The 25,046-nt window shown below is 71.0% G+C and carries 30 protein-coding genes; 12 read left to right on the top strand and 18 right to left on the bottom strand.

Annotated elements, in window-relative coordinates; genetic code table 11:
- Nucleotides 1–23: 23 nt before the first annotated feature.
- Nucleotides 24–602: a rhomboid family intramembrane serine protease gene (locus ACGFYU_RS30770; protein ID WP_393830585.1), complete on the top strand. Its 579-nt coding sequence runs from the start codon at nt 24–26 to the stop codon at nt 600–602.
- A gap of 1 nt (nt 603) precedes the next feature.
- On the opposite strand, the gene ACGFYU_RS30765 is transcribed toward ACGFYU_RS30770, so the two are convergent.
- The 4 genes from ACGFYU_RS30765 to ACGFYU_RS30750 form a co-directional block, all read right to left on the bottom strand.
- Entirely contained in the window at nt 604–747 is a 144-nt protein-coding gene (locus ACGFYU_RS30765) for a hypothetical protein (RefSeq protein WP_393830584.1), read from the bottom strand.
- Between the two features lie 14 nt (nt 748–761).
- Nucleotides 762–1,685, bottom strand: a complete 924-nt coding sequence (gene mqnP / locus ACGFYU_RS30760; RefSeq protein ID WP_393830583.1) for a menaquinone biosynthesis prenyltransferase MqnP — start codon at nt 1,683–1,685, stop codon at nt 762–764.
- Between the two features lie 94 nt (nt 1,686–1,779).
- Entirely contained in the window at nt 1,780–2,253 is a 474-nt protein-coding gene (locus ACGFYU_RS30755) for a hypothetical protein (RefSeq protein ID WP_393830582.1), read from the bottom strand.
- A complete protein-coding gene (locus ACGFYU_RS30750; protein ID WP_352216598.1) occupies nt 2,250–3,707 on the bottom strand; it encodes a menaquinone biosynthesis decarboxylase in 1,458 nt (485 codons plus the stop codon). Before ACGFYU_RS30750 ends, ACGFYU_RS30755 begins: the two co-directional genes overlap by 4 nt.
- Before the next feature lie 90 nt (nt 3,708–3,797).
- Between ACGFYU_RS30750 and ACGFYU_RS30745 the strand changes: the two genes are divergently transcribed.
- On the top strand, nt 3,798–4,124 hold the full coding sequence (locus ACGFYU_RS30745) for a PLD nuclease N-terminal domain-containing protein (protein WP_393830581.1): 327 nt from the start codon (nt 3,798–3,800) through the stop codon (nt 4,122–4,124).
- 13 nt (nt 4,125–4,137) lie between these two features.
- On the opposite strand, the gene ACGFYU_RS30740 is transcribed toward ACGFYU_RS30745, so the two are convergent.
- Nucleotides 4,138–4,512, bottom strand: a complete 375-nt coding sequence (locus tag ACGFYU_RS30740; protein WP_393830580.1) for a cupin domain-containing protein — start codon at nt 4,510–4,512, stop codon at nt 4,138–4,140.
- A gap of 93 nt (nt 4,513–4,605) precedes the next feature.
- Between ACGFYU_RS30740 and ACGFYU_RS30735 the strand changes: the two genes are divergently transcribed.
- Nucleotides 4,606–5,076, top strand: coding sequence for a MarR family winged helix-turn-helix transcriptional regulator (locus tag ACGFYU_RS30735; protein ID WP_393830579.1), 471 nt, complete (start codon nt 4,606–4,608; stop codon nt 5,074–5,076).
- Between the two features lie 9 nt (nt 5,077–5,085).
- Here the strand turns inward: ACGFYU_RS30735 and ACGFYU_RS30730 are convergent, their stop codons facing one another.
- From ACGFYU_RS30730 to hemL, 8 genes are all read right to left on the bottom strand, one after another.
- Nucleotides 5,086–5,598, bottom strand: a complete 513-nt coding sequence (locus tag ACGFYU_RS30730) for an SRPBCC domain-containing protein (RefSeq protein WP_393830578.1) — start codon at nt 5,596–5,598, stop codon at nt 5,086–5,088.
- 25 nt (nt 5,599–5,623) lie between these two features.
- Nucleotides 5,624–6,712, bottom strand: a complete 1,089-nt coding sequence (gene ccsB / locus ACGFYU_RS30725; RefSeq protein WP_393830577.1) for a c-type cytochrome biogenesis protein CcsB — start codon at nt 6,710–6,712, stop codon at nt 5,624–5,626.
- Nucleotides 6,709–8,415, bottom strand: coding sequence for a cytochrome c biogenesis protein ResB (locus ACGFYU_RS30720; RefSeq protein WP_393830576.1), 1,707 nt, complete (start codon nt 8,413–8,415; stop codon nt 6,709–6,711). Before ACGFYU_RS30720 ends, ccsB begins: the two co-directional genes overlap by 4 nt.
- A gap of 13 nt (nt 8,416–8,428) precedes the next feature.
- Nucleotides 8,429–9,202, bottom strand: a complete 774-nt coding sequence (locus ACGFYU_RS30715; RefSeq protein WP_393830575.1) for a cytochrome c biogenesis CcdA family protein — start codon at nt 9,200–9,202, stop codon at nt 8,429–8,431.
- A 4-nt stretch (nt 9,203–9,206) separates the two neighbouring features.
- Nucleotides 9,207–9,842, bottom strand: coding sequence for a TlpA family protein disulfide reductase (locus ACGFYU_RS30710; RefSeq protein ID WP_393830574.1), 636 nt, complete (start codon nt 9,840–9,842; stop codon nt 9,207–9,209).
- 77 nt (nt 9,843–9,919) lie between these two features.
- Nucleotides 9,920–11,143, bottom strand: coding sequence for a hypothetical protein (locus tag ACGFYU_RS30705; protein ID WP_393830573.1), 1,224 nt, complete (start codon nt 11,141–11,143; stop codon nt 9,920–9,922).
- A 159-nt stretch (nt 11,144–11,302) separates the two neighbouring features.
- On the bottom strand, nt 11,303–11,992 hold the full coding sequence (locus ACGFYU_RS30700) for a histidine phosphatase family protein (RefSeq protein ID WP_393830572.1): 690 nt from the start codon (nt 11,990–11,992) through the stop codon (nt 11,303–11,305).
- The gene (gene hemL / locus ACGFYU_RS30695) at nt 11,989–13,311 is read right to left on the bottom strand and encodes a glutamate-1-semialdehyde 2,1-aminomutase (protein WP_393830571.1); all 1,323 of its coding nucleotides are present in this window, start codon (nt 13,309–13,311) and stop codon (nt 11,989–11,991) included. The genes ACGFYU_RS30700 and hemL overlap by 4 nt, the downstream gene beginning before the upstream one ends.
- Nucleotides 13,312–13,618: 307 nt before the next feature.
- On the opposite strand from hemL, the gene ACGFYU_RS30690 reads away from it, so the two are divergent.
- The 3 genes from ACGFYU_RS30690 (at nt 13,619) to ACGFYU_RS30680 (ending at nt 16,098) form a co-directional block, all read left to right on the top strand.
- The gene (locus ACGFYU_RS30690) at nt 13,619–14,056 is read left to right on the top strand and encodes a hypothetical protein (protein ID WP_393830624.1); all 438 of its coding nucleotides are present in this window, start codon (nt 13,619–13,621) and stop codon (nt 14,054–14,056) included.
- A gap of 153 nt (nt 14,057–14,209) precedes the next feature.
- Complete coding sequence (locus tag ACGFYU_RS30685; protein WP_393830570.1) at nt 14,210–14,737, top strand: potassium channel family protein; 528 nt, start codon at nt 14,210–14,212, stop codon at nt 14,735–14,737.
- Nucleotides 14,734–16,098 carry a chloride channel protein gene (locus ACGFYU_RS30680; RefSeq protein WP_393830569.1) on the top strand — a complete coding sequence of 455 codons (1,365 nt, stop codon included), beginning with the start codon at nt 14,734–14,736 and terminating at the stop codon, nt 16,096–16,098. The genes ACGFYU_RS30685 and ACGFYU_RS30680 overlap by 4 nt, the downstream gene beginning before the upstream one ends.
- Nucleotides 16,099–16,455: 357 nt before the next feature.
- Here the strand turns inward: ACGFYU_RS30680 and ACGFYU_RS30675 are convergent, their stop codons facing one another.
- Nucleotides 16,456–17,352: an NADP-dependent oxidoreductase gene (locus ACGFYU_RS30675; protein WP_393830623.1), complete on the bottom strand. Its 897-nt coding sequence runs from the start codon at nt 17,350–17,352 to the stop codon at nt 16,456–16,458.
- A 145-nt stretch (nt 17,353–17,497) separates the two neighbouring features.
- Between ACGFYU_RS30675 and ACGFYU_RS30670 the strand changes: the two genes are divergently transcribed.
- Both ACGFYU_RS30670 and ACGFYU_RS30665 read left to right on the top strand, forming a co-directional pair.
- Entirely contained in the window at nt 17,498–17,914 is a 417-nt protein-coding gene (locus ACGFYU_RS30670) for a winged helix-turn-helix transcriptional regulator (RefSeq protein ID WP_393830568.1), read from the top strand.
- A gap of 41 nt (nt 17,915–17,955) precedes the next feature.
- Nucleotides 17,956–18,690, top strand: a complete 735-nt coding sequence (locus tag ACGFYU_RS30665; protein ID WP_393830567.1) for a Mut7-C RNAse domain-containing protein — start codon at nt 17,956–17,958, stop codon at nt 18,688–18,690.
- A 188-nt stretch (nt 18,691–18,878) separates the two neighbouring features.
- Here ACGFYU_RS30665 and ACGFYU_RS30660 read toward each other — a convergent pair whose 3' ends face one another.
- Nucleotides 18,879–19,358, bottom strand: coding sequence for a hypothetical protein (locus ACGFYU_RS30660; protein ID WP_393830566.1), 480 nt, complete (start codon nt 19,356–19,358; stop codon nt 18,879–18,881).
- A gap of 126 nt (nt 19,359–19,484) precedes the next feature.
- Here ACGFYU_RS30660 and ACGFYU_RS30655 point away from each other — a divergent pair, with 126 nt between their 5' ends.
- Both ACGFYU_RS30655 and ACGFYU_RS30650 read left to right on the top strand, forming a co-directional pair.
- The gene (locus ACGFYU_RS30655; RefSeq protein ID WP_393830565.1) at nt 19,485–19,820 is read left to right on the top strand and encodes a YnfA family protein; all 336 of its coding nucleotides are present in this window, start codon (nt 19,485–19,487) and stop codon (nt 19,818–19,820) included.
- Between the two features lie 61 nt (nt 19,821–19,881).
- Nucleotides 19,882–20,649 (top strand): SDR family NAD(P)-dependent oxidoreductase, encoded by a 768-nt coding sequence (locus ACGFYU_RS30650; protein ID WP_393830564.1) that lies wholly within the window; start codon nt 19,882–19,884, stop codon nt 20,647–20,649.
- Between the two features lie 109 nt (nt 20,650–20,758).
- On the opposite strand, the gene ACGFYU_RS30645 is transcribed toward ACGFYU_RS30650, so the two are convergent.
- A complete protein-coding gene (locus ACGFYU_RS30645; RefSeq protein WP_393830563.1) occupies nt 20,759–21,433 on the bottom strand; it encodes a polysaccharide deacetylase family protein in 675 nt (224 codons plus the stop codon).
- Nucleotides 21,434–21,474: 41 nt separating this feature from the next.
- The gene (locus tag ACGFYU_RS30640; protein WP_393830562.1) at nt 21,475–22,563 is read right to left on the bottom strand and encodes a hypothetical protein; all 1,089 of its coding nucleotides are present in this window, start codon (nt 22,561–22,563) and stop codon (nt 21,475–21,477) included.
- Nucleotides 22,564–22,770: 207 nt separating this feature from the next.
- Between ACGFYU_RS30640 and ACGFYU_RS30635 the strand changes: the two genes are divergently transcribed.
- A complete protein-coding gene (locus ACGFYU_RS30635) occupies nt 22,771–23,517 on the top strand; it encodes a hypothetical protein (RefSeq protein ID WP_393830561.1) in 747 nt (248 codons plus the stop codon).
- A 100-nt stretch (nt 23,518–23,617) separates the two neighbouring features.
- Nucleotides 23,618–23,755, top strand: coding sequence for a hypothetical protein (locus ACGFYU_RS30630; protein WP_393830560.1), 138 nt, complete (start codon nt 23,618–23,620; stop codon nt 23,753–23,755).
- 64 nt (nt 23,756–23,819) lie between these two features.
- Here ACGFYU_RS30630 and ACGFYU_RS30625 read toward each other — a convergent pair whose 3' ends face one another.
- A complete protein-coding gene (locus tag ACGFYU_RS30625) occupies nt 23,820–25,013 on the bottom strand; it encodes an RtcB family protein (protein ID WP_393830559.1) in 1,194 nt (397 codons plus the stop codon).
- Between the last annotated feature and the right edge of the window lie 33 nt (nt 25,014–25,046).

The following is a 25,046-nucleotide window of genomic DNA, read 5'->3' as shown; positions in this document are numbered from 1 at the left end:
GACGCACGAGGAGGGGGACGACCGTGGGTACGGCTCAGGACACCTGGAGTCAGACGGACCGCGCGAAGGCCGCGGCCAAGCTGATGCTGGGCTGGGTGGCCCTGCTGTGGGTGATCGAGGCGATCGATCTCGCCACCGGGCACGCGCTGGACCCGTACGGAATCCACCCGCGCGACACGGACCACCTGATCGGCATCGCCGCTCACCCGTTCCTTCACTTCGGCTTCGGCCATGTGGCGTCCAACAGCCTCCCGCTGCTGGTCCTCGGCTTCATCGCCGCCCTCGGCGGCATACGCCGCCTCCTGGCCGTCAGCGCGCTGAACATCGCCGCGGTCGGGATCGGTTCCTGGCTGATCGCCCCGCCGCACACCGTCGGAGCCGGCGCCTCGGGGCTGGTCTTCGGGCTCTTCGGCTACGTAGTGGTCCGCGGCTTCGTCGAACGCAAGCCGCTGAACGCGGCGGTGGGCCTGGTCATCGGCGCGCTCTGGGGCAGCACGGCCTTCCTCGGCATCCTCCCCACGGACTCCGGAGTCGGCTGGTACGCCCACCTCATCGGCCTGGTGGCGGGCGTGGCGACGGCCTTGTTCTTCCGCCGCCCGTGACTCAGGCCTTGGTGCCCGGGTCTACCGGCAGGGCGCTGGTGTCCACGGTGAGCTTGCCGATCCCGGTGTCCACGACGACCGTCTCGCCGTACGGGATCTCGGGATGCCGCGCCGAGCGCAGGCGGTCGCTCTCCGAGCTGGTCACAGCCCGCACGGTAGCTACAAGGTCAGACCCCGAACCGCCAGATCGAGCAGAGCGCACACGAACAGGGCAATCCCGATGAACCCGTTGACCGTGAAGAAGGCGCGGTTCAGGCGGGACAGGTCGTGCGGGGTCACGATCGTGTGCTCGTAGAAGAACGCGCAGACGACGATCAGCAGGCCCGCCCAGAAGAGCATCCCGGCGTCCGTGGCGAGGGCGTACCAGACCAGCAGGGCCGTGGTCACCACGTGCGCGCCGCGGGCGCCCCAGAGGGCGGCGGCGACGCCGAAGCGGGCCGGGACCGACTTGACGCCCTCCGCGCGGTCGGCGGCCACGTCCTGGCTGCCGAAGATCAGGTCGAAGCCGCCGATCCACACGCCCACCGCCAGGCCCAGGATCACCGCGTCCCAGGACCACTCGCCGGTGACGGCCAGCCAGGCACCGACCGGGCCCATCGCCTGGGCCAGGCCCAGGATGGCGTGCGGGAAGTTCGTGAACCGCTTGCCGTACGGGTACACCACCATCGGGATCACCGCGACGGGCGCCAGCGCCAGGCACAGCGGGTTCAGCAGCGCCGCCGCCCCGAGGAAGACGACGAGCGCGATCCCGGCCCCGGTCCAGGCGGACCGTACCGACACCGCACCGGTGACCAGCTCGCGGCCGGCGGTGCGCGGGTTGCGGGCGTCGATCTCGCGGTCGATGATCCGGTTGGCGGCCATCGCGAAGGTCCGCAGCCCCACCATGCAGACGGTGACGAGCAGCAGCTTGCCCCAGTGCACGTTCCGGTCGAGCTGGAACATGGCCGTGAGCGCGGCGATGTAGGCGAAGGGCAGCGCGAAGACCGAGTGCTCGATCATCACGAGCCGCAGGAACGCCTTGACCTTGTTGGTGGCCTCGGGCGAAGGCCCGGGTCCGACCACACCGTCGGCGGTCGTCATCATGCGAGTTCCCTCCGGGAGGTTTCGATGTGGGCCGGCTGGTCGTCCGGCGGGACGGCGCCGATCTGCGGGAATCCGTCCGCGGCCGGGAGGGCCGTCACGCCAGGCTCCGGAGGAACTCTTCGAGGTCGGCGAGCAGGGTGGCGTTGGGAAGAACGCCCAGCTCCAGGGTCACGGGTTCCATGTCCTCACCCTCGGGCGGGGTGACGTGGGCCGTGAACGCGTACCCGTCGGCGTCGGCCAGGCGGGCGTCGAGGCGGAGCACGGGGCCGGCCTCGATCGTGAACGCCTCGCCACTGCCCAGCGCGAGGCGCAGCCGCTCGGCGAAGTCCTCCGCCTCGGAGTCGCGCAGGCCGGGCAGCTCGAAGCCGTTGCCCTCGCCGTCCTCCTGGTCCCACACCAGCGCCCAGACGTCCCCGGCGCCCGCGAACTCCTCGGGCGAGACGCCCGCCTGCTCGGCGGCCAGCCGGACCCCGGGGTCGGCCGGGTCGATCAAGGGGCGTTCGACGGACACGTACGTGGTGTGGCTGCCGATGAACAGGGCCGGGCCGCCCACCGCGATCGGGCTCACAGGCCGTATTCCTTCCAGCGGCGGTCCACCAGGGCCGCCGTCGCCGGGTCGGACTCCACCATGTCGGGCCAGCCGCCGTCGCGGGTGTAGCCCTCCTCGGGGAGCTTCTTCGTGGCGTCGATGCCCGCCTTGCCGCCCCAGAACTGCTGGTACGAGGCGTGGTCCAAGTGGTCCACCGGGCCCTCCACCACCGTCAGGTCACGGGAGTAGTCGGTATTGCCGAGCGCCCGCCACGACACCTCGTGCAGGTCGTGCACGTCGCAGTCCGCGTCCACCACGATGATCAGCTTGGTCAGCGACATCATGTGCGCGCCCCAGATGGCGTGCATGACCTTCTGTGCGTGCTTCGGGTACTTCTTGTCGATCGAGACGATCGCGCAGTTGTGGAAGCCGCCCGACTCGGGGAGGTGGTAGTCCACGATGTCCGGGACGATGATCTTCAGCAGCGGGAGGAAGAAACGCTCCGTCGCGCGGCCCAGCGGGCCGTCCTCGGTCGGCGGCCGGCCGACCACGATCGACTGGAGCAGCGGACGCTTCCGCATCGTCACGCAGTCGATCTTCAGGGCGGGGAAGGGCTCCTGCGGCGTGTAGAAGCCGGTGTGGTCGCCGAACGGGCCCTCCGGGAGCATCTCCCCCGGCTCCAGCCAGCCCTCGATCACGACCTCCGCGTTGGCCGGTACCTGGAGCGGGACCGTCTTGCAGTCGACCATCTCGATCCGCTTGCCCGCGACGAAGCCGGCGAAGAGGTACTCGTCGATGTCGCCGGGGAGCGGGGCCGTCGACGCGTACGTCACCGCGGGCGGGCAGCCGAAGGCGATCGCGACCGGCAGCCGCTCGCCGCGCTTGGCGGCGACGGCGTAGTGGTTGCGGCTGTCCTTGTGGATCTGCCAGTGCATGCCGATGGTGCGCTTGTCGTGGCGCTGGAGGCGGTAGAGGCCGAGGTTGCGGACCCCGGTCTCGGGGTGCTTGGTGTGGGTGAGGCCGAGGTTGAAGAAGGAGCCGCCGTCCTTGGGCCAGGTGAAGAGGGCCGGCAGCTGGTCCAGGTCCACGTCGTCGCCGGTGAGGACGACCTCCTGGACGGGCGCGGCGTCGCCCTTCACCTTCTTCGGCGGCACGTGCACCATCGAGCCGAGCTTCCCGAAGGCCTCGCGGACCCCGATGAAGCCCTGCGGCAGCTCCGGCTTGAGCAGGCCGCCGATCTTCTCGCTGATCTCGCCGTAGGACTTCAGGCCCAGCGCCTTGAGCAGGCGCCGGTCGGTCCCGAAGACGTTCATGGCCAGCGGCATCGCCGAGCCCTTGACGTTCTCGAAGAGGAGGGCCGGGCCCCCCGCCTTGTTCACTCTGTCGACGATCTCCCCGACCTCCAGGTACGGGTCGACTTCGGCCTTGATGCGCTTGAGGTCGCCCTCTCGCTCCAGAGCCCGGAGCAGCGAGCGGAGATCGTCGTAAGCCATAGGGGCCAGTATCCGTCACCTACTACCCTGGAAGGGTCACCGGGGCCCTGTGCGGCCCCGCCGCCACTGCCCGGGAGTCGGTCCCACACCGTGCTGCGCTATCTGCCGTTCCTGCTGATCATCGCGCTGACCATCTACGCCTTCATCGACTGCCTGAACACGCCCGAGGAAGAGGTCAAGCACCTGCCGAAGGTGGTGTGGGTGATCATCATCCTGCTGTTCTCCATCGTCGGGCCGGTGGTGTGGCTGTTCGCGGGCAAGAAGCGGGTGGCCTCCGGCGGCGGACGCGGCCCCCGCGGGCGCGCCCAGTGGGTCGCGCCCGACGACAACCCGGAGTTCCTGAAGTCCCTGCGCGACGAGCAGGACAAGGACAAGGGGAAAGACAAGGGGAAGGACAAGGACAAGGGCGACCAGTAGCCCTGGCCGTCGGCTACTGCGCCCAGGGCAGGTCGCGGGTGCCCTCGGTACCCGGGACCGTGGCGACCCCGTCCGCGCGCATGGCGACGTGGGCCTCGAAGGCCTCGGGGGCGTGGATCCGGCGCAGGACGTCCGGGGGCAGGACCATGGTCTGGCCCGCGGTGACCTTTTCGGTGCGGCCGCCGTCCCAGGTGATCTCCAGGGACCCGGCGGTGACCGTCCAGACCTGCTCGCGGCTGATCGAGTGCTCCGGGCCGGTGGCGCCGGCGGGCATGGCCGCGCGCCACGTGCTGAATTCGGCGCTGCCCCGGCTGGGGGCGGCGAGCCCGGTCATGGCCCCGTTCGGGGTGGTGGTGACGTGCTCGGGGGACGTGGTGATGACGTGCAAGGCGGTTCCTCACATCTTCTCTCGACCAGTAAGTCAAGCTGCTTTACTCGCATCGAGTAAAGCAGCTTGACTCAGCTGTGTCACCATCTTTCCGTGACCAGAGACGAAGACGCCTACGAGGGCGTCGAGCTGACCTTCCTGCTCGGCCTGGGCTTCCAGCTCCTGCTGGGCGAGTTCACCCGCCGGGTGGCCGAGGCCGGATACACGGACCTGCGCCCCCTCCACGGCATGGCCTTCCAGGCCCTCAAGGGCCCGGGGGCCACCGCGTCCGAACTCGCCGAGCGGCTCGGCGTGACCAAGCAGGCCGCCGGGCAGATCGTGGACGACCTGGAGAAGCGCGGCTACGTCCGCCGCGAGCCGCACCCCGAGGGCGGCCGTCGCAAGCTGGTGGTCCTGACCCCGGCGGCCACCGGCCACCTGGCCGTCGCGGGCCGGATCCTGCACGAGCTGGAGGCCGAGCTCGGCGACAGCACGGATATCGGCGCCCTGCGCCGCGAGCTCGGGCACCTCGTACGCACCCTCCACGGGGAGGAAGGGCTTCCGCCGCTGCGCCCCGTGTGGTGAGGGCGGCGACTACGTCATGGAGAGGGACGCGTAGTCCGCCCGCAGTTCGGCCCAGTGGGCGTCCGTCCAGGCGGCCCAGTCCGCCGGACCCGCCGGGTGCCCGGCCAGCGCGGATTCCAGCAGCTCGAAGTGCTCGTGCCAGCCCGCGAGGCAGTCCAGGCGCTCGGACTCCGGCCCGCTCCGCTCGTTCACGAACCGGATGACCGTCGAGTCGGTCCCCACCGGCTCCAGGTGGAAGCGGATCCGCCCGTGCACGCTCACCGTGTACTCCGCGACCCGCTCGACGTCCCAGGCCGTGACCCGGCCGGTGACGGTCGTCCCGGTGTTGGGCCAGCGCAGCGCCACCGCCCCGCCCAGCCGGCGCTCCAGCACCTCGGCCTCCGCCAGCCAGCCGCGCAACCCGCCCGGCGTGGTCAGGACGGGCCACAGCTCCTCGTACGCGTACGGCAGGTGCAGCTCGAACCGCAGCCGCCAGCGGTCCTCGCCGCGGCTCTCGCTGGTGCCATGGATCACAGGAGGCATGACACCAGCGTCCCACTCCCGCCGGTCAGACGCCCGCGTACGAGTGCTTGCCGCTGAGCAGGATGTTCACGCCGTAGTAGTTCCAGATCCAGCAGGCGAAGGCGAAGAGCGCGAGGTACGCGGCCTTGCGGCCCTTCCAGCCGGCGGTGGCGCGGGCGTGCAGGTAGCAGGCGTACGCCACCCAGGTCACGAAGGACCAGACCTCCTTGGGGTCCCAGCCCCAGTAGCGGCCCCAGGCGTCGCCCGCCCAGATCGCGCCCGCGATGATCGTGAAGGTCCACAGCGGGAAGACGGCCGCGTTGATGCGGTACGAGAACTTGTCCAGGGAGGCCGCCGAGGGCAGCCGCTCCAGGACGGAGGTGGCGAACCGGCCCGGCTTGCCGCCGCCCGCGAGCTTGGCCTCGTAGGAGTCGCGGAAGAGGTAGAGGACCGCGCCGGCCGCGCCGATGTAGAAGACGGCGCCGCAGAAGATCGCGGTGGAGACGTGGATCCACAGCCAGTACGAGTGCAGCGCCGGGACCAGCTGGTCGCTGTCGGTGTAGAGCCAGGTCACGGCGATGCCGAGGTCCAGCAGGACGGTGGTGACCAGGATCAGGCCGAGCCAGCGGATGTTCTTCTTCAGCGCCAGCAGCACCAGGTACGCGCCGACGGCCACCGTGGAGAAGGTGATCGAGAACTCGTACATGTTGCCCCAGGGGGCCCGCTGCACCGACATCGCGCGGGCGACGACGCCGGCCGCCTCCAGGACGAAGGCGAGCGCGGTCAGCGAGACCGCGATGCGCCCGTACAGGTCGCCCTGCTCGGTGCCGCCCGCGGCGCCCGGGCCGTCCGGCACGTCGCGGGTGCCGGCGGCGGAGCGGGTGGTGACCTTCGGCTTGTCGAGGACCGCGGTGGCCCCGCCCTTGCCGCGCACCTGCACGGCGGGCGCGGCGGCGGCGCCCTTGGCGCCGCGGGTCAGCGCGGCGGCCGTACGGGCCACCTTGCTGCGGCTGCCGAAGGTCCACTCGGCGATGTGCGCGAAGAAGGCGAGCATGTAGACCGCCATCGACGAATAGACCAGGTAGTTGCTGATCTGCGCCAGGTTCTCGTTGGTCGCGGCTGCGAGCGGCGTCATCCGCGCTCTCCTTCAGGGGTTTCTTCGACAGGGTCTGCGGGGGTCGCGGCGGGCGCGCTCGGCGCCTTCTCGTGCAGGGCGGCGGCGAGCTCCGCCAGCTCCTCCGGGAGCTTGGCGGACTCGCTGCGGCCCAGGCCCGCCATCTCGACGACGGTGACGCCGTCCTCGCCGGGCACCGCGCGGACCCAGATCCGGCGGCGCTGGATGAACAGGGAGCCGGCCAGGCCGGCGATGGCGGCGATCGCGCCGGCCAGGGCGAGGCCGCTGCCGGGCTGGTGGGTGACGGAGAAGGTGGCCCAGCGCTCGATGCCCTCGAACTTCACGGTGCCCGCGCCGCCCGGCAGCGTCATCGAATCGCCGGGCGCCAGCCGCTGCTTGAAGAGCTGGCCCGACTCGTCCTTGAACTGCTCCATCTTGGACGTGTCCAGCTGGTACACGTTCTGCGGCAGGCCCGAGTCGACGCCGAGGCTGCCGTGCCAGGCGCTCAGCATGAGCGCCGGATTCAGCACGTCGGGGAACTGCGAGAACATCATCTGCTGGCCCGCACCGGCGAAGGTCGGCACGAAGACGGCGTTGAAGCCGAGCTGCTCCTTCTTGCCGTCCTTGCCCTTGTAGCCGTCGGTGACCTTCACGGCTCCGGTGGACGTGAGGTTGGCGTCCTGCGGGAGCATCGGCACGGCGTCCTTGAAGATCACCTTGCCGGTGGGGTCGGTCACCGAGATGACGGGCGCGTAGCCGTGGCCGAGCAGGTAGACCTTGGAGCCGTCGACCTCCAGGGGCTTGTTGACCTGGATCTCGCGCTTCTGCGGCGTGCCGTCCGCGCCCTCGCTGAAGGTGACGTGCGCCTTGAAGTCGCGCGGGGTGCCCCGCTGCGGGCCGGTCATCTCGTACGTGGCGTCGAACCTGTCCAGGGTGAACGAGAAGGGCGGCAGGTCCTGCGGGTCGAAGAGGGTGCCGTACTTGAAGTCGTCGTACTGGGTGAGCGTGTTGGAGAAGCCCTTGCCGCGCAGGACGAGCTTGCCGCCCTCCGACTTGTAGTACTGGCCCCAGGCGAAGGCGACCAGCATCACGATCAGCGCGACGTGGAACATCAGGTTCCCGGCCTCGCGGAGGTAGCCCTTCTCCGCGGCCACGTGGTCCTCGCCCGTGTCGGCGCGGAAGCGGCGCCCGCCGAGCAGGGTCCTGGCGTACGAGAGGACCTCGTCCGGGGTCCTGTCCGTGCGCCACGTGGTGTGCGCGGGCAGCCGGTCGAGCCGCTTGGGGGCGGCCGGCGGGCGGCCGCGCAGCTGGCCGACGAACTGCCAGGAGCGCGGCAGGATGCAGCCGATCAGGGAGATGAAGAGCAGCAGGTAGATCGCGGAGAACCAGAACGACGAGTAGACGTCGAAGAGCTGGAGCTTCTCGGCGATGCCCACCCAGGAGGGGTTGTCCCGCTTCCAGACGGCGACCTTCATCGCGTCGACCGAGGTCTGCGGGATGAGGGAGCCGGGGATGGCGCCCAGGGACAGCAGGAAGAGCAGGATCAGCGCCACCCGCATGGAGGTGAGCTGCCGCCAGAACCAGCGGGCCCAGCCGATCAGGCCGATGCCGACGGGACCGGCGTCCTCGACGGGCGCGGTGGACAGCTGGGCTCCGGCGGCGCCGAGCACGGGCTCGGCGGACTCCTGCGGCGCCTCGGTCGACGCGTTGTCTGTCGTACTCATGTGCGTTACGTCCTCAGATCCCCACCGTGAAGCCTTGGGTCCAGCTCTGCATGTCGCTGATGATGCTGTCCCACATTCCTGTGACGAGCAGCAGACCGGTGAGGATCAGCATGCCTCCACCGATCCGCATCACCCATGCGTAGTGCTTCTTCACCCAGCCGAACGCGCCGAGCGCCTTGCGGAAGGCGATCGCGGCCAGGATGAAGGGCAGGCCGAGGCCCAGGCAGTAGACGACGGTCAGCAGCGCCCCGCGGCCGGCGCTCGCCTGGTCGATGGAGAGCGTGTTGACGGCGGCGAGGGTCGGGCCCATGCAGGGGGTCCAGCCCACACCGAAGAGCACGCCGAGCAGGGGGGCACCGACGAGGCCCGCCGTCGGCTTCTTGTGGAAGCGGAACTCCCGCATCGTCAGCCCCGGGATCGCCCCCATGAAGAAGAGGCCCAGGACGATCACCAGACCGCCCAGGACCCGGGAGATGATCTCCTTGTTCTCCTGGAGGGTGGCGCCGAAGTAGCCGAAGAGCGCGCCCGTGGACACGAAGACGGCGGTGAAGCCGGCGATGAACAGGCTCGCGCCCGCCAGCATCCGTCCGCGCCGCGCCTCGGCGAGGTCGGCTCCGCTGACGCCGGTCACGTAGGAGAGGTAGCCGGGGACCAGCGGGAGCACGCAGGGCGAGAAGAAGGAGACCAGCCCCGCGAGCAGCGAGATCGGCAGGGCCAGCAGCAGGGCCCCGTTCAGGACGGTCTCGTTCACGCCGGTGACCTCGGCGGCGAGGACGTAGTCGACCACGGGGTCACTTCTCCGCGAGCAGCGGGTCGATCATGGAGCGCAGCTGCTGCTCGTTGACCGCGACGAGGGTGCGGGCGGCGATCTTGCCCTCCTTGTCGAGGACGACCGTGGAGGGGATGGCCGACGGGTTCAGGGTGTCCTTCGGGAAGCGGAGCACCAACTTCCCGTTGGGGTCGTAGAGGCTCGGGTAGGTGATCCCGTAGTTCTGCTCGAAATTGACGGCGTTCTGCTCGCTGTTGTCCCGGGTGTTGATCCCGACGAACGCGACGTCCGCTCCGGCGTCGGCGAGCTCCTTGGAGACCTTCGCGAAGTACGGGGCCTCGGCCCGGCACGGCGGGCACCAGGAGCCCCACACGTTGAGGACGACGACCTTGCCCTTGAGGGTGGTGGTGTCCAGGGTCTTGCCGTCGACGGTCGCACCGTCGAGCCTGGGGGCCTCGACGCGCTCTCCCCTGGCGACCCGGGAGATGCCGCCCTCACCCGTGACGTAGTTGCCGCCGGAGCTGCGGGTGGACTTGCTGCCGCCGTCCGAACCGCCGCAGGACGTCAGGGTCACGACGCCCGCGAGGGTCACCGCGGTCAGCAGGATGGCGCGGCCGCTGGTCGAGCGGCGGCGTCGGGGGGCGCGGCTAAGGCTCATGTGAAAAGTTTCGCATGAGCGATTTGCGGATTTGCCGCACCCCCCGGAGGGGTGTCAATGCGCTGGTCAGGTGGCGGTCAGGCGCCGGTCATGTACGCCGCCCAGCCCCCGGCCGGCGCCTGGCCCGGGCCCAGCCCGCGGAGCCTGGCGAGCAGCTTGGGGTCCTGGACGTCCAGCCAGTCGGTGAACTGCCGGAAGGATACGAGCCGTACATCCCTTTTGTCCGCCATGCCCTTGAGGGCTTCCTCGACGGCGTCCATGTAGATGCCGCCGTTCCACTCCTCGAAGTGGTTGCCGATGAAGAGGGGCGCGCGGTTGGTCTCGTAGGCCCTCCTGAAGCCGCCGAGGTAGGTGGCGGTGGCCTGGGTGCGCCAGCCCGGGTAGTTGGCCGGGACGCCCCTGGTGGTGTTCTTGGACTGGTTGGCGAGGATGTTGTAGTCCATGGACAGCACCTCGAAGGAGTGCCCGGGGAAGGGCAGGGACTGGAGCGGCAGGTCCCATATCCCCGACTTCTTCACCGGCCAGACCTGGAGGCCGCCGGGCGAGCTGGAGTCGTAGCGCCAGCCCAGCTTCTGGGCGGTGGGCAGCAGGTTGTCCTGGCCGAGGAGGCAGGGGGTGCGGGCGCCGACCAGCTCCCTGCGGTAGTCGAAGGGCAGGGGTTCGAGGTCGGTGAAGCCGGTGTTCGTACGCCAGTTGGTGACGAAGGACACGGCCTGGTCGATCTCGCTCCGCCAGTCCTCCGGGGTCCACCGGGCGACGGAGCCGGAGCCCCCGCAGAAGTGGCCGTTGAAGTGGGTGCCTATCTCGTGCCCGTCGAGCCACGCCTCGCGGACGTACTTCAGGGTGGAGCGGACGTTCTCGTCCTTGAGGTAGCCGATGTCCGAGGCCCCGGCGGGGTTGTTCGGCGGCTGGTAGAGGCCCTTCTTCGACTCGGGCAGCAGGTAGAGGCCGGAGAGGAAGAAGGTCATGCCCGCGCCGTGGTCCTTGGCGAGCTTGAGGAAGCGCGGGAAGAGGCCGTTGCCGATCTCCCCCGCCCCGTCCCAGCTGAAGACGACGAACTGCGGCGGCGTCTCGCCCGGCTGGAGGGGCACGGGCTTGTCCGGCTGGTTGGGCTGCGGGCCGGTGTCGGCGGTGGAGCCGTCGCCGATGGCCTTGGCCGCCGGCTTCTCACCGGGTTTGGGGTTCTTGATAGGCCCGGGGGCGCCGGGATCGGACTTGTCCGGTGAGCCGCAGCCCGCGATGCCCATCGCGGCAGCTCCAAGTCCCAGTCCCAGCACTCCCCTTCGGCTGAAGTCGCGCATGTCACCGTCCCCGTCGTCACTCGCACAGCTGATGCCATTGCCCAGATAAACGGACAATTCGTCAGGACTTGCGGCACTGGAACGGTGATTCCCGGCGCAACTTATATTTATTTAGGTAAAGCTGTAACGGTTCGTAACAGCCTGTCGATCAAACCCTGATCAGGCTCCGAAGGCCTTGGACGCGCCCTTCACCGGCTTCGCTCCGGCCAGCAGATGCGCCGGGACCAGGTCCCGGGCCGGCTCGCTGTAGCCCACCGACACCAGTCTGTCGCCCTGGTACGTGAAGGACGTCAGCGAGGCGAGCGTGCACTGGCGGCGCCGCGGGTCGTGCCACAGCCGGCGCTTCTCCGCGAAGCTGCGCACGATCCAGATCGGCAGCTGGTGGCTGACCGCCACCGCCTCGTGGCCGCGGGCCGCGTCGCGCGCCGACTCGATAGCGCTCATCATCCGGACCACCTGGTCGACGTACGGCTCGCCCCAGGAGGGCTTGAACGGGTTCGTCAGGTGCTTCCAGTTGCCGGGCTTGCGCAGCGCGCCGTCGCCGACGCCGAAGGTCTTGCCCTCGAAGACGTTCTCCGCCTCCAGCAGCCGCGCGTCGGTCGCCAGGTCCAGGCCGTGGGTCTTGGCGATCGGCTCCGCCGTCTCCTGCGCCCGCTCCAGCGGGGAGGACACCACGTAGGTGACGTCCCGGCCCCTCAGGTGCTCGGCGACCCGGTCGGCCATCTGCCGGCCCAGCTCGGAGAGGTGGTAGCCCGAGCGGCGCCCGTACAGGACCCCGTCCGGGTTGTGCACCTCGCCGTGGCGCACCAGGTGCACGACGGTGATGTCGGGACGGACTTCGTCACTCATGCGGTGGCCTCCGCGGCGGCCCGGGCGGCGGCCGGCAGGGCGGCCGCGATCCGCTCGATCGCCTGCTCGTCGTGGGCGGTGGAAACGAACCAGGACTCGAAGGCGGACGGCGGCAGGTAGACGCCCTGCGCCAGCATCGAGTGGAAGAAACCGTTAAAGCGGAAGCCCTCCTGCTTCTTGGCGTCGTCGTAGTTGCGGACCTCGTCCTCGGTGAAGAAGACGGAGAACATGTTCGACGCGGTCTGCAGCCGGTGCGCCACGCCCTCCTTGCTCAGCGCCGCCGTGACCAGCCCCTGGATCTCCTTCGAGACCGCGTTCACCTTCTCGTACGCGGCCTCGTCCAGCAGCCGCAGCTGCGCCAGGCCGGCGGCCGTCGCGATCGGGTTACCGGAGAGCGTGCCGGCCTGGTAGACCGGGCCGGCCGGCGCGAGGTGGCCCATCACGTCGGCCCGGCCGCCGAAGGCCGCCGCCGGGAAGCCGCCGCCCATGACCTTGCCGAAGGTCATCAGGTCGGGCTTGACGCCGTCGACGCCGTACCAGCCGGCGCGGCTCGTACGGAAGCCCGTCATGACCTCGTCGGAGATGTACAGAGCGCCGTTCTCGCGGCAGAGGTCGGCCAGTCCCTGGTTGAAGCCGTCGAGCGGGGTGACGACACCCATGTTGCCGGGCGCGGCCTCGGTGATCACGCAGGCGATCTCGCCGGGGTGCGCGGCGAAGGCCGCCCGCACCGCGTCGAGGTCGTTGTACGGGAGGACGATCGTGTCGCCGGCCTGCGCGCCCGTGACACCGGGGGTGTCCGGCAGCGCGAAGGTCGCGAGCCCGGAACCGGCGGCGGCCAGCAGCGCGTCCACGTGGCCGTGGTAGCAGCCGGCGAACTTCACGACCTTGGCCCGGCCGGTGAACCCGCGCGCGAGGCGGATCGCCGACATCGTGGCCTCGGTACCGGACGAAACCAACCGGACCTGCTCGACCGGCTCGATCCGGGCGACGATCTCCTCGGCGAGCGCGACCTCGCCCTCGCCGGGCGTGCCGAAGGAGGTGCCGCGGGCGACGGCGGCCTGGACGGCCTCGATCACCTCGGGGTGGGAGTGGCCGAGGATCATCGGACCCCACGAGCACACGAGGTCGACGTACTCACGGCCGTCGGCGTCCGTCAGGTACGGACCGGCGCCGGACACCATGAACCGGGGCGTACCGCCCACGGCACGGAAGGCGCGGACCGGAGAGTTCACGCCGCCGGGAGTCACGAGGGAGGCGCGCTCGAAGAGCGTCTGCGAAACTGGGGCTTCATACGGGTACGGGTAGCTCACACCAGCCATGGTCTCAGAGGCCGCGACAGACTTGCGGGCGGGCGTTTCACCGCGCCGCCGCGGGGGAGGTCACTGCCATGATGATCAGGCTGCGTGGCGGGGGCCGCGGGGCCGGGGCAAGCAAGACCAGTCGGGTGGAGATATGCAACGCGGTGGTGGACCGGGCGAGGGTACGGACGGCCTCGATCCGCAGCGCGCCCGCGAAGCCCGCGAGGCCCGCCGCCGGGGCAAGCACCGCCGCCGCTCCACGGAGGCGGCCGACGCCGCCGCGGGGCCCGCGCTGCCGTCGTCCGACGAGCTCCCCAAGGGCCGGGGCATGGGAGTGACGTACAAGTACTTCGGCGCCCCGGACGGCGCCACCGCGGCCCGGGTCCCGGTCACGATGCGACCCGAGGAGCTCGGCGGCGACGAGCTCGGCATGGGCGGCCTCTTCACCAAGATCAAGCCGGAGACGATGGCCGCGATGGTCCTCACCGGCATCGAGGGCATACCCCTGCACAAGGTGCCCCCGCTGGAGCTGGTCGTCCTCCACCCCGACTACGCGGTGGTCAAGCTCCCGATGACGGTGGTCGACCCGCTGCGCGGCATCGGCGAGGAAGCGGTCGGCGCGGCCGCCTTCATCTGGTCCACGGTCCCGGACCGCGGCGGCCCGAGCGACGCCTTCAACGTCTACCAGCTGCTCCACGAGTGGCAGGACTTCTCCCACCGCCTCCACGAGAACGGCCACCAGGCGTACTGCCTGGTCTGGCCGTAGGCGGGTCGGCTGCGGCGGGGTTCGGGGGCCGCGGGGCCGGGGCCCCCGGCCTGGGGCGGCCGTATGCGGCGTGGGGTCCCTCCGGCCTGAGGTGGTGGCAGGTGGAGCGGGCTCCCGTTGCGGCCCCTCGCGACCCGTCGTGACGATGGGCCCATGAGCCCCCCGATCCCCCGGAGGCCAGGGCTCCTGCTGGCCTGGCACCTGCTGCGCGCGATCACGTGCACAGCCGTGCTGACCACGGTGTACTTCCTGGCCCCGCTGGATCAGTGGACCGCCGCGACCGCCATCGCGGTACTGCTCGCCGCGCTGTTCCTGGGCGCTCCGCTCATCGCCTGGCAGGTCTCACGGATCACCCATGCGGCCTATCCGCGGCTGCGCGCCGTGGAGGCGCTGGCCACCGCCGTACCGCTGTTCCTGCTGCTGTTCTCCGCCGCGTACTTCGTGCTCGCCCGCGAGCACCCTCGGTCCTTCAACGAGATCCTGGACCGCACGGACGCCCTCTACTTCGCCGTCGCCGTCTTCGCGACCGTGGGGTTCGGGGACATCGCACCCGTCTCGGCGACCGCCCGCGCGCTCACCACCGTGCAGATGGTCGTGGACCTGATCGTCAAGGTCCTGGTGGAAGCCGTACGGATCGGCCTGCGCCGGCAGCAGGCGCCGTCCCGGGAGGAGCCCCGATGACCGGCCGACCGCAACCGCAACCCGACACGGCGCAGGGGGAGCCGCAGGTCCTACGGGACATCCTCCTCTCCCCCGGCTACATGCGGGTCCTCGTCCTGTGCGCCGTGATCGGCATCCCGGTGTCGCTCGTCGCGTTCTGGTTCCTCGCCGGGCTGCACGCCCTGGAGCGCGCGCTCTGGGACGACCTGCCGCACGCCCTGCTCGGCCGGGACACCCCGCCCTGGTGGTGGCCGCTGCCGCTGCTCGCGATCGCGGGAGCCGTCGTGGGCATCGTCGTCGCCCGGCTGCCCGGGGCCGGCGGCCACGTCCCGGCGGACGGGCTCCAGCCCGGCGGAGCCTCCACCGCCGCTCTCCCCGGCGTGCTGATCGCCGCCACCGCCAGCCTGCCCTTCGGCGCCGTCCTGGGCCCCGAGGGGCCGCTGATCGCACTGGGCGGCGGGCTCGCGCTGCTCCTGCGCGACCTCACCCGGGGCCCCACCACCCCGCAGGCCACCGCACTGGTGGCCGTCGCCGGATCGGCCGCGGGCATGGCGGCCATCTTCGGCAGTCCGCTGATCGCCGCGGTCCTGCTGATCGAGGTCGTCGGGCTCGGCGGACCGCGGCTGTTCGCCGTCATGCTGCCCGCGCTGCTCTCCAGCGGGCTGGGCGCCCTCGTTTTCACCGGATTCGGCAGCTGGACCGGCCTGAAGACCGGCGGGCTGTCGGCGAAGCTGCCCGAGCCGGTACCGCCGCTCCACGCCGGGGACATCGCGTGGACGCTGCTCATCGCCGTGCTCGTCGCGACCGCGATGCACGGGGTGCTCGCCGCGGGCCGGCGCACCGCCGCCTACGTTTCGCCGGCGGCGCACGAGCCACGGGGCATCGCTGTCCGCACCCTCCTCTGCGCCCTCGGCGCGGGAATCTGCGCTGCCCTGTACGCCCTGCTCACCGACCGCCCCCCGACCGAAGTCGCCTCCTCCGGCCAGGCCCTGCTGCCGGAGCTCGTCTCACACCCGCACACCTGGGGGGTCGGCGCACTGATCGGCCTGCTCCTCCTGAAGGGGATCGCGTACGCCCTGTGCCTGGGGAGCCTGCGCGGCGGCCCGGTCTTCCCGGCCCTCTTCCTCGGGGCCGCGGTGGGCGCCCTCATCGCCCCCCTGCCCGGACTCGGCTTCGCCCCGGCGGTCGCCGCCGGCATGGCCGCCGCGTCCACCACGCTGCTGCGGCTGCCGGTCAGCTGCGTCGTCCTGGTGGTGATCCTCCTCGGCGCCCCCGCCATGACCCCGGCGGTGATCCTGGCAGCGGTGACCGCCTTCATCACGGGCGAACTGCTCCCCCTGCTCCCGCTGCCGTGGCGCAAGCGGGCTCCGGAGACCGGGTAGCCGCGCCTCAAACGCCGGCGAGGCTGAATGCGCCCGGCTCACCTGCAGGTGCGGCCCAAAGACCGGGGCTCCGCCCCGCACCCCGCGCCTCAAACGCCGGCGAGGCTGAATGTGCCGGCCCGGGCTGGAAGGTGCCAGGTGGGCTGGATGGTGGTGCCGAGGTCGGGGACGGGGACGGGGTGGGGTGTCGGCCGGGACTAAAACGAGATGAATTCGGCGCACGCTCCCGCCCGACAAAGCCGACCCGGAACAGGCGCCGAACATCGAAGCCCGTCCCGGACGACACCCCACCCCCGCCCCCGCCCCGACCCCCACGAAGCCCCCGCCAGGGATCGGCCGAGCCCCCGCAGGGACGCGTCACGCGGTCAGGACGACCCGCCCCCGCACCCCCGGCGTCCCGAGGCGCTCGTGCGCCTTCGCGGCGTCCGCCAGCGGGAACGTGTCCGACACGCGGAGCGTGAGCGCCCCCGCCTCGACCAGCGCCACCAGCCGCCCCAGCAGCTCCCCGTCCGCCGCGACCTCCTGCTCCTCGACCCGGATGCCGCGCTCCGCCGCCGGGGCGGCCCCGGGGATCACCCCCACGTAGACCCCGCCGTCGCGGACCCAGGCCAGCGCCGCCCCGCCCAGGACGGCCGCGTCCAGGACCCCGTCCACCGGCTCGGCCGGAGCCTCCCCCCGCGGAACGAAGGCCGCCGCGCCCAGCGACCGTACGAGCGCCTCGTCCTCCGCGCCCGCCAGGGCCGTCACCACCAGCCCGGCCCGCGCCGCCAGCTGCACCGCGAGGCCGCCGACCACCCCCGCCGCCCCCGTGACCAGGACCGACGCACCGGCTCCGAGCCCCAGCTGGTCGAGCGCCCGCGCCGCGGTCAGCCCGCCCAGCGGCAGCGCCGCCGCGGCGACGGTGTCCACCGCGGCCGGCGCGGCCGCCACCGCGGAGGCGTCGAGGACCACGTACTCCGCGTGCGTTCCCAGCGGCTTCACGGCCCCGTAGTGCAGCCCCACGACCCGGTCGCCGCGGCTCCATCCACTCACCCCGGCGCCGATCGCGTCGATCTCCCCGGCCACGTCCCAGCCGAGACCGATCCGCTGCCCGGCGCCGCCGAAGACCCCGGCGCGGACCCCGCCGTCGACCGGGTTGACCCCGGCGGCCCGGACCCGTATCCGGACCTGCCCGGCCCCGGCGCCCGGCACGGGCACCTCCGCCAGCTCGATCCGCTCGGGACCGCCGAACTCGTTCACCACTGCCGCCAGCATCGTCGCCTGCTCGCTCATCGCCATCTCCCCATTCGATTCGTTCGCTTGTTCGCTCGTTCGCGGTGAGCACTAACCTAGGGAGAGGTACTCTCTTTTCGTAAGTACGCACTTGAAGGTGCGTACCCGACCCGGAAGTGGGGCACCCATGGCCACCCGCACCGCCGCAGCGATCCGCGAAGAGGCCCGTTCCGCCTACGACGCCTTCCTCGCCGAATGCCCCACCAGCCAGCTCCTGTCCCGGATCAGCGACAAGTGGGTCAGCCTCATCGTCAGCGCGCTCGGCGAGGCTGAGGACCGCTCCATGCGCTACAGCGACCTCGGCCGCAAGATCCCCGGCGTCAGCCAGAAGATGCTGACCCAGACCCTCCGCTCCCTCGAACGGGACGGCATCGTCTCCCGCACCGTCACCCCCACCGTCCCCGTCCGCGTCGACTACCGGCTCACCGACCTCGGCAGCAGCCTCGGCTGCCTGCTCTCCTCCGTGAAACGGTGGGCCGAGAACCACTTCGACGAGGTCAGCACCAACCGCGACACCTACGACCAGACCGCCGCGACCTCGTAATTGAGCCGCGCCCAGCGCCCCGGCAGTGGCATGCTGACAGGGTGAACGGACCCGGCATTCAGCTCACCCTCGCCCCCGAACTGCGCCTGTTCGCCGCCCCCAGCCGGCGCGCCGAACGCGTACCGACCGCCACCGACGGCGCATCCAGCCTCGGCCACGTCGTCGAATCGGCGGGGGTCCCGCTCACCGAGGTCGGGCGCCTCCTCGTCGACGGGCGCGAGGTGCCGGTCTCGTACGTGCCCCAAGACGGGCAGTCCGTGGAGGTGTTCGGCGTCGTACGGCCCCAACGCGTCGACGGCGCCCCGCTCCGCTTCCTCCTCGACGTCCACCTCGGCACCCTCGCCCGCCGATTGCGCCTGCTCGGCGTCGACGCCGCGTACGAGAACGAGGACATCGGCGACCCGGCCCTCGCCACCCGCTCCGCTGCGGAGCAGCGCGTGCTGCTCTCCCGCGACCGCGGACTGCTGCGCCGCCGCGAGCTGTTCGCCGGGGCGTACGTCTACAGCGACAACCCCGACGACCAACTCCGCGACGTCCTCAGCCGGTTCGCGCCCGAGCTCGCGCCGTGGACGCGCTGCACCGCGTGCAACGGGCCGCTGCACGAAGCCGACAAGGACAGCGTCGGCGACCGCCTGGAGCACGGCACGCACCGCTCCTACGACGTCTTCGCCCAGTGCACCGACTGCGAGCGCGTCTACTGGCGCGGCGCCCACCACGCCCGTCTCGAACGCATCGTGGACGAGGCCCTGGTCGAATTCGGCACCGCGTCGGCGTAGTCGGCGGGGCCGCCTGGCCGGCCGGGCCCCCGGGGCGGGAGCGGACAGGTGGGGCGGGGTCCCTCCGGAGTGTCTCCTCGGCTCGCGCACCAAGGCGCGCTTCGCCACGCAAGGGTGGTTGCGCGCTCGTCCTGCGGGGACCCTCCTGCGGGCCCCCACCCCAGCGGCACACCCTCCGGGGCGGGACGCTAGAACGCGTACATGTCCCCCGTATCCAGCGCCAGCACCACATGCTCGTTGTTCGCGAGGTTCCGGTCCGTCGCCCCGCCGTTCCACCACGTGTCCACCCGCACCACCACCTCCGGCGCGCGCTCCCGCAGCCCCAGCACCAGCCCGATGTGCCGCCCCAGCCCGTGCATCGGCAGCGGACCCGTCTCGCACACCACCTCGCGCATCCCCGCCCGCGCGCACCCCTCCGACAGCTCCTGCCGGTCGGCCAGCTCCGCCGACAGCCTCACCCGCACCGTCGCGTTCGGCAGCGCCGCCGGACCCTCGTTCTCCGGGACCAGCCAGATCCGCAGCCGCGCCCCGGTCAGGGAGACCCGCCCGTGATACGCCACGTCGGCCTCCGCCCCTGGGTCCTCCCCCGTATGGGCTCCCGCGGGCAACCCCCCGGTGAGCACCAGCAGCCCGGCCAGCACCACACTCCGTACGGCAACACGGCGCATCGCCACCACCTCCACGCGCGGACGTTAACCACCACCGCCCCCATCCGGTCGGACCATCACACGAATGAGGGCGGGCCGATCCGCCATTCGCCGTGCCCCCCGCGTGACCTGCGTAGGCTTTCGGCCATGCTCATCGCCCGGTCCGCCGCCCTCTTCGCCCTCGCCGCCGTCCTGGAGATCGGCGGCGCCTGGCTCGTCTGGCAAGGCGTCCGCGACCACAAGGGCTGGGCCTGGATCGGCGCCGGGGTCATCGCCCTCGGCCTCTACGGCTTCGTCGCCACCCTCCAGCCCCAAGGCGACTTCGCCCGCGTCCTCGCCGCCTACGGCGGGGTCTTCGTCGCCGGATCCCTCGCCTGGGGCGTCGTCGCCGACGGCTACCGCCCCGACCGCTGGGACATCGCCGGCGCCCTCGTCTGCCTCGCGGGCATGGCCGTGATCATGTACGCCCCGCGCGGCCGCTGAGCCGCGCCTATGCTGGCGGGGAATCGCCCGTACGAACGACCGACGACCGAGGAGCCCGCACATGAGCACGGCCGCCGCCACCCGAACCGCCGTAGTCACCGGAGCGAGCAGCGGCATCGGCGCGGCCACCGCCCGGCAGCTCGCCGCGGCCGGCTTCCACGTCGTCCTCACCGCGCGCCGCAAGGACCGCGTCGAAGCCCTCGCCGCCGAGATCACCGAGGCGGGCCACTCCGCGACCGCCCACGCCCTCGACGTCACCGACCGCGCCGCCGTCGACGCCTTCGCGGCCTCGCTGAGCCGGTGCGACGTGCTGGTCAACAACGCGGGCGGCGCCATCGGAGCCGAGCCCGTCGCCACCGGCGACCCGGCCGACTGGCGCACGATGTACGAGGTCAACGTCATCGGCACCCTCAACGTCACCCAGGCCCTGCTCCCGGCGATCACCGCCTCCGGCGACGGCACGGTCGTCGTCCTGTCCTCCACTGCCGGCCACGCCACGTACGAGGGCGGAGCCGGCTACGTCGCCGCCAAGAACGGCGCCCGCGTCCTCGCCGAGACCCTCCGCCTGGAGATCGTCGGCCAGCCGGTCCGCGTCATCGAGATCGCCCCCGGCATGGTCAAGACCGAGGAGTTCGCGAAGACCCGCTTCCGCGGCGACGCCGACAAGGCCGAGAAGGTCTACGCCGGCGTCGCCGAACCCCTCTCCGCCGACGACGTGGCCGACACCATCACCTGGGCGGTGACCCGCCCCAGCCACGTCAACATCGACCTCCTGGTGGTCCGCCCCCGCGCCCAGGCCTCGAACACGAAGGTCCATCGCGACCTTTAACCCCGGCCGTACCCGCGGTCGCCGTGCCGTTCCCGGCCTTCACGGCCTGGCAGTTCGACCGGTACCGGCGACAGCAGTCGGCCGCCGCCGGTACAGGCTGAGGCCTCGGCTACGGGACCAGCCCGGCCGTCTTCAGGTGCGGCATGAGGGGCGCGGGCTTGAGCCCCGCGGCCTTCGCCGCACCCAGCGCCCGCTCCAGGTCCGCGGCCAGCGTCGGCGTGAAATGCAGCAGCACGATGTCCCCGGCCTTCAGCTCGGGCGTCGGCGGCGTCTGGCTCCAGGTGGTGAAGTCGTACGTCCAGGTCACCAGGGCCTTCACCCCGCACGCCTTGGCCGCGACCCGCACATCGTCGTTCACGGCCCCGTAGGGCGGCCGCAGCAGCTTCGGCGCCCGCCCGAAGGCGGCCTGGAGCTGCTCCCCGGCCCCGCACACCTCGGCGTCCTTGCCGGCGGCGTCGAGCGTGGTGAGGTCCGGGTGGTTCACGGTGTGGTTCTCCACGGTGGCCCGCCCCTGCTCGACGAGGTCCGTGAAGTACCCGGTGTCGTACGAGGTCGCCCCCGGCAGCAGGAACAACGAGACCGGCACCCGCTTCTCCAGCAGGATCCGGGCGGCCTCGGGATCATGATTCCAGCCGTCGTCAATCGTAATGAAGACGACCTTCTCCGAGGTCGGCACATGCGACACGACGGGCGGCAGCCCGACCCCCGCCTGCGCGGACCCGGCGGCCCCGAGGGCGAGCGACAACGACGCGAGCGCGGCGACAAGCACGCGAGATCTCCACATGTCGCACACCTTGGTCTAGACCAACTGCCCGCGTCAATCCCCTACTTCGGAGTTCCTTCGGCCGAAAGCGGGGTCGCTTCAAGCGCGTTGCTCCCGACCACGTCGGCCGGTCCGGTCGGCGGCACCTCGAACGACACGGTCACACCGCGCCGCACGGTGGTGTCCCGCCACCACTTGTACCCACCGCCGAGCAGCGCGTCGACGCCCCCGTAATCACCGTTCCCGTACTTGAACGTCGCGCTCTTGCCCGCCCAGTTATCGGTCCGCACGAACGAGCAGGTGACCAAGGACTTCCCGTCCGCCAGCCGCAGCACCGGCAAGTGGGCACCCACCACCTCGAAGGCGTACTGCTTCCTGACGAGCTCCAAGTCCTCCTTCATGACGTTGTACGCCTTGACGACCTCGCTGGTCAGCTCCCCGGGCACGAAGTACCCGCTCTCCGGCTCCCCGTTGGGCGCGGTGAAGCTCATGTACTCCGCATAGCGGCCGCACACCTCCCGGTCCGCAGTGGGCGACAGCGTCACCGCGCCCGCCGTGTCGCGCCCGATCGCGGCGATCTCCTGGTCCCGCACCTCGTAGTCGAAGATGTGGTACATGTTCGACTCGTTCTTTCCGCCCACGACCGGCTTGTCGTTCACCCAGGACCTGGCAGCTGCCTTCCAGCTGCCGCCGGGCGCCTCCTGTAGGAAGTAGTGCACGGCGGCATCCCGCACCGCGTTGGTCTCGTCGGAGCGCTCCCTGCTCAGCACGACGAAGGAACGGGGATATCCCTGCTGATCCCGCTCCGCGGGCACGAAGAACTCCGGCCGGCCGAAGGAAAACTCCGGCGCATCGACCCCCCGGAGCTTCGCCACCTCAATGCGCGCGAGGCTCTCCTTCAGCAGCTCGCCGGTCTCCACAGCGGCCAACCCGGCACCGTCACGCCGGTCGAGCGAAGCCATCCGCTCCGACAGGTACCGGTTGAAGACGTTCTCGGCCTCCTCCGTGCCGATCACCATCGGCACCACCGGCGCGGCCGACGCACTGGCCGCCTCCGCCTCGCCCTTCTCCGGCGAACAACCGACCAGCCCGACGACACACCCCACCGCCACCGCAGCCACGTCCACCCGCACTCGCCACCGACCGGCCACGTCACCAACCACCGAACGTTCCCCCCACCACAAGGTCTGCCACGGACAGGCCATTCGTCTGATCAGCTCGCAATATGACGCCCGATGTGATGATCGGGCCTCGCGCCTCCCCTCGTAGGGCTCTCGGCGGCCGAAAGATGCCGGTCGAGGCCGATCGCCGATCGCGCCCCAAGGCCAGACCAACCGGTTCCACGAGGAGCAACACACATGAGTCCTGAGCAAAGGACACCGTCCCGTATGGGCCCGCTGCCCCGACAGGGCAGATGGCTCGCCGGCGGTGCGGTGGCCACGATGGCCATCGCCACCCTCGGCTTCGCCACCCCCGCCCAGGCGGCCCCTGAGAAGCCGCAGCCGGCCGCGTCGGCGAAGGCGAACCCGCCGGGCGGTGACGAGTGCGAGGATGACTACTACCCCGAGGACGGCCTCGGCGGCCCCGAAGCCCGGATCGGCGCCAAGCACCCCGACAAGTGCGACGGCAAGGCCGGTCGCCCCGGCGCCAACGGCCAGAACGGGCAGAACGGCCAGAACGGCCAGAACGGCCAGAACGGCCTACCTGGCCCTCCTGGAGCCAGCGCGTGCGGCAACGACATCGACTCCGTCCTCCCGAACGAAAACCATGAAGTCACCGTCTTCCTGATCGACGGGGTCGCGTACGGGGGTCACCGGCACAGCCAAACCGCGACGGTGCCCTACCTCCGCCAGGACCTCACCACTACGACGCAGAATCCCGGCTACCCCGACAAGGACAGCGTCTGCGCCGCCACCGTCTCGGGCCAGCGCGAGCGGGTGAACTTCAAGGTCCAGACCACGAGCGGGACCGTCTACGAGCTCACGTGCAGCGTCGGCACCGTCGCCACGGCGAACCTCAACTGCGGCAGCCCCACGGCCCCGAACCGCTGGAACCTGCTCGTCATCAACCCGGTTCCTGCCACCGGACCGTTCGTGGCCGAGTAGGACGTCTCATAGAGCACCCAGCGGCCCCCTGGCCCCGTCACGACCGGGACCCCGCTGAGCAAAAACCCTGTGCCGTGCCCGGAACCCCCGGGTACGGCACATGTACGTGCCGCCCGAATTCAGGCTGCTCGACCTCGGCGACCCGGTCGCCGCGTCCATCGAGCTGGGCCGCTCCGAGTCAGGGTGCAAGCAGCGCCTCACCCGCCTGCGGACGGGCTGCGGCCCTTGGCCCAGGTAGCTGACACTACCTCGCCAGATCGCGGAGGGGCCCGGACCAATCACGGTCCGGGCCCCTCCGCAGTTCAGCCCTTGATGCAGATGACCTGTTTCAGCTTGGCCACCACCTGCACCAGGTCCGTCTGCTGGTCGATGACCTGCTCGATCGACTTGTACGCGCCCGGGATCTCGTCCACGACGCCGGAGTCCTTACGGCACTCCACGCCTCGCGTCTGTTCCGCCAGGTCGCGCGCCGTAAACCGCTTCTTCGCCGCCGTCCGGCTCATCTTCCGGCCCGCTCCGTGCGAGGCCGAGTTGAAGGACTTCTCGTTGCCGAGCCCCTTCACGATGTACGAGCCCGTACCCATCGAGCCCGGGATGATCCCGTAGTCCCCGCTGCCGGCGCGGATCGCGCCCTTCCGCGTGACCAGCAGGTCCATGCCGTCGTACCGCTCCTCCGCCACGTAGTTGTGGTGGCAGCTGATCTCCCGCTCGAAGGAGACCTTCGCCTTCCGGAACTCCTTGCGGACGACCTCCTTGAACAGGGCCATCATCGCCGCACGGTTGTACTTGGCGTACTCCTGCGCCCAGAAGAGGTCGCTGCGGTACGCCTCCATCTCAGGGGTCTCGGCGAGGAACACCGCCAGGTCCCGGTCGACCAGGTTCTGGTTGTGGGCCAGACCCCGGGCCACGCCGATGTGGTGCGCGGCGAGCTCGTTGCCGATGTTCCGGGAGCCGGAGTGCAGCATCAGCCAGACCGAACCTGTCTCATCAAGACAGAATTCGATGAAGTGGTTGCCGCTTCCGAGCGTTCCAATCTGCTTTATGGCGCGTTCCTGACGGAATTTGACCGCATCGGTGAGGTAGTCGAAGCGCCTCCAAAGGTCCTCGTACCCCGCCTCCGAGAAGCCGTACAGGCGCGACGGGTCCACCGCCTCCTTGTGCAGGCCCATGCCCACCGGAATCGCCTGCTCGATCAGCGACCTCAGCTTCGACAGGTCCCCCGGCAGGTCGTTCGCCGTCAGGGAGGTCTTGACCGCCGACATGCCGCAGCCGATGTCCACGCCCACCGCCGCCGGGCAGACCGCGTCCTTCATCGCGATCACCGAGCCGACCGTGGCCCCCTTGCCGTAGTGGACGTCCGGCATGACGGCCAGGCCCTTGATCCACGGGAGGGTGGCGACGTTGCGGAGCTGCTGCATCGCGCCGTCCTCGACCGACGCCGGGTCCGTCCACATCCGGATCGGGACCTTCGCCCCGGGTACCTCTACATACGACATATGGAATCAATCCCCCGAAAACCACGGAAAAAT

The organism is Streptomyces sp. NPDC048337, from assembly GCF_043201175.1.
Lineage (GTDB): Bacteria > Actinomycetota > Actinomycetes > Streptomycetales > Streptomycetaceae > Streptomyces.
The sequence above is the reverse complement of the archived record's forward strand: the minus strand, read 5'-3'. Positions and strand labels throughout refer to the sequence as shown.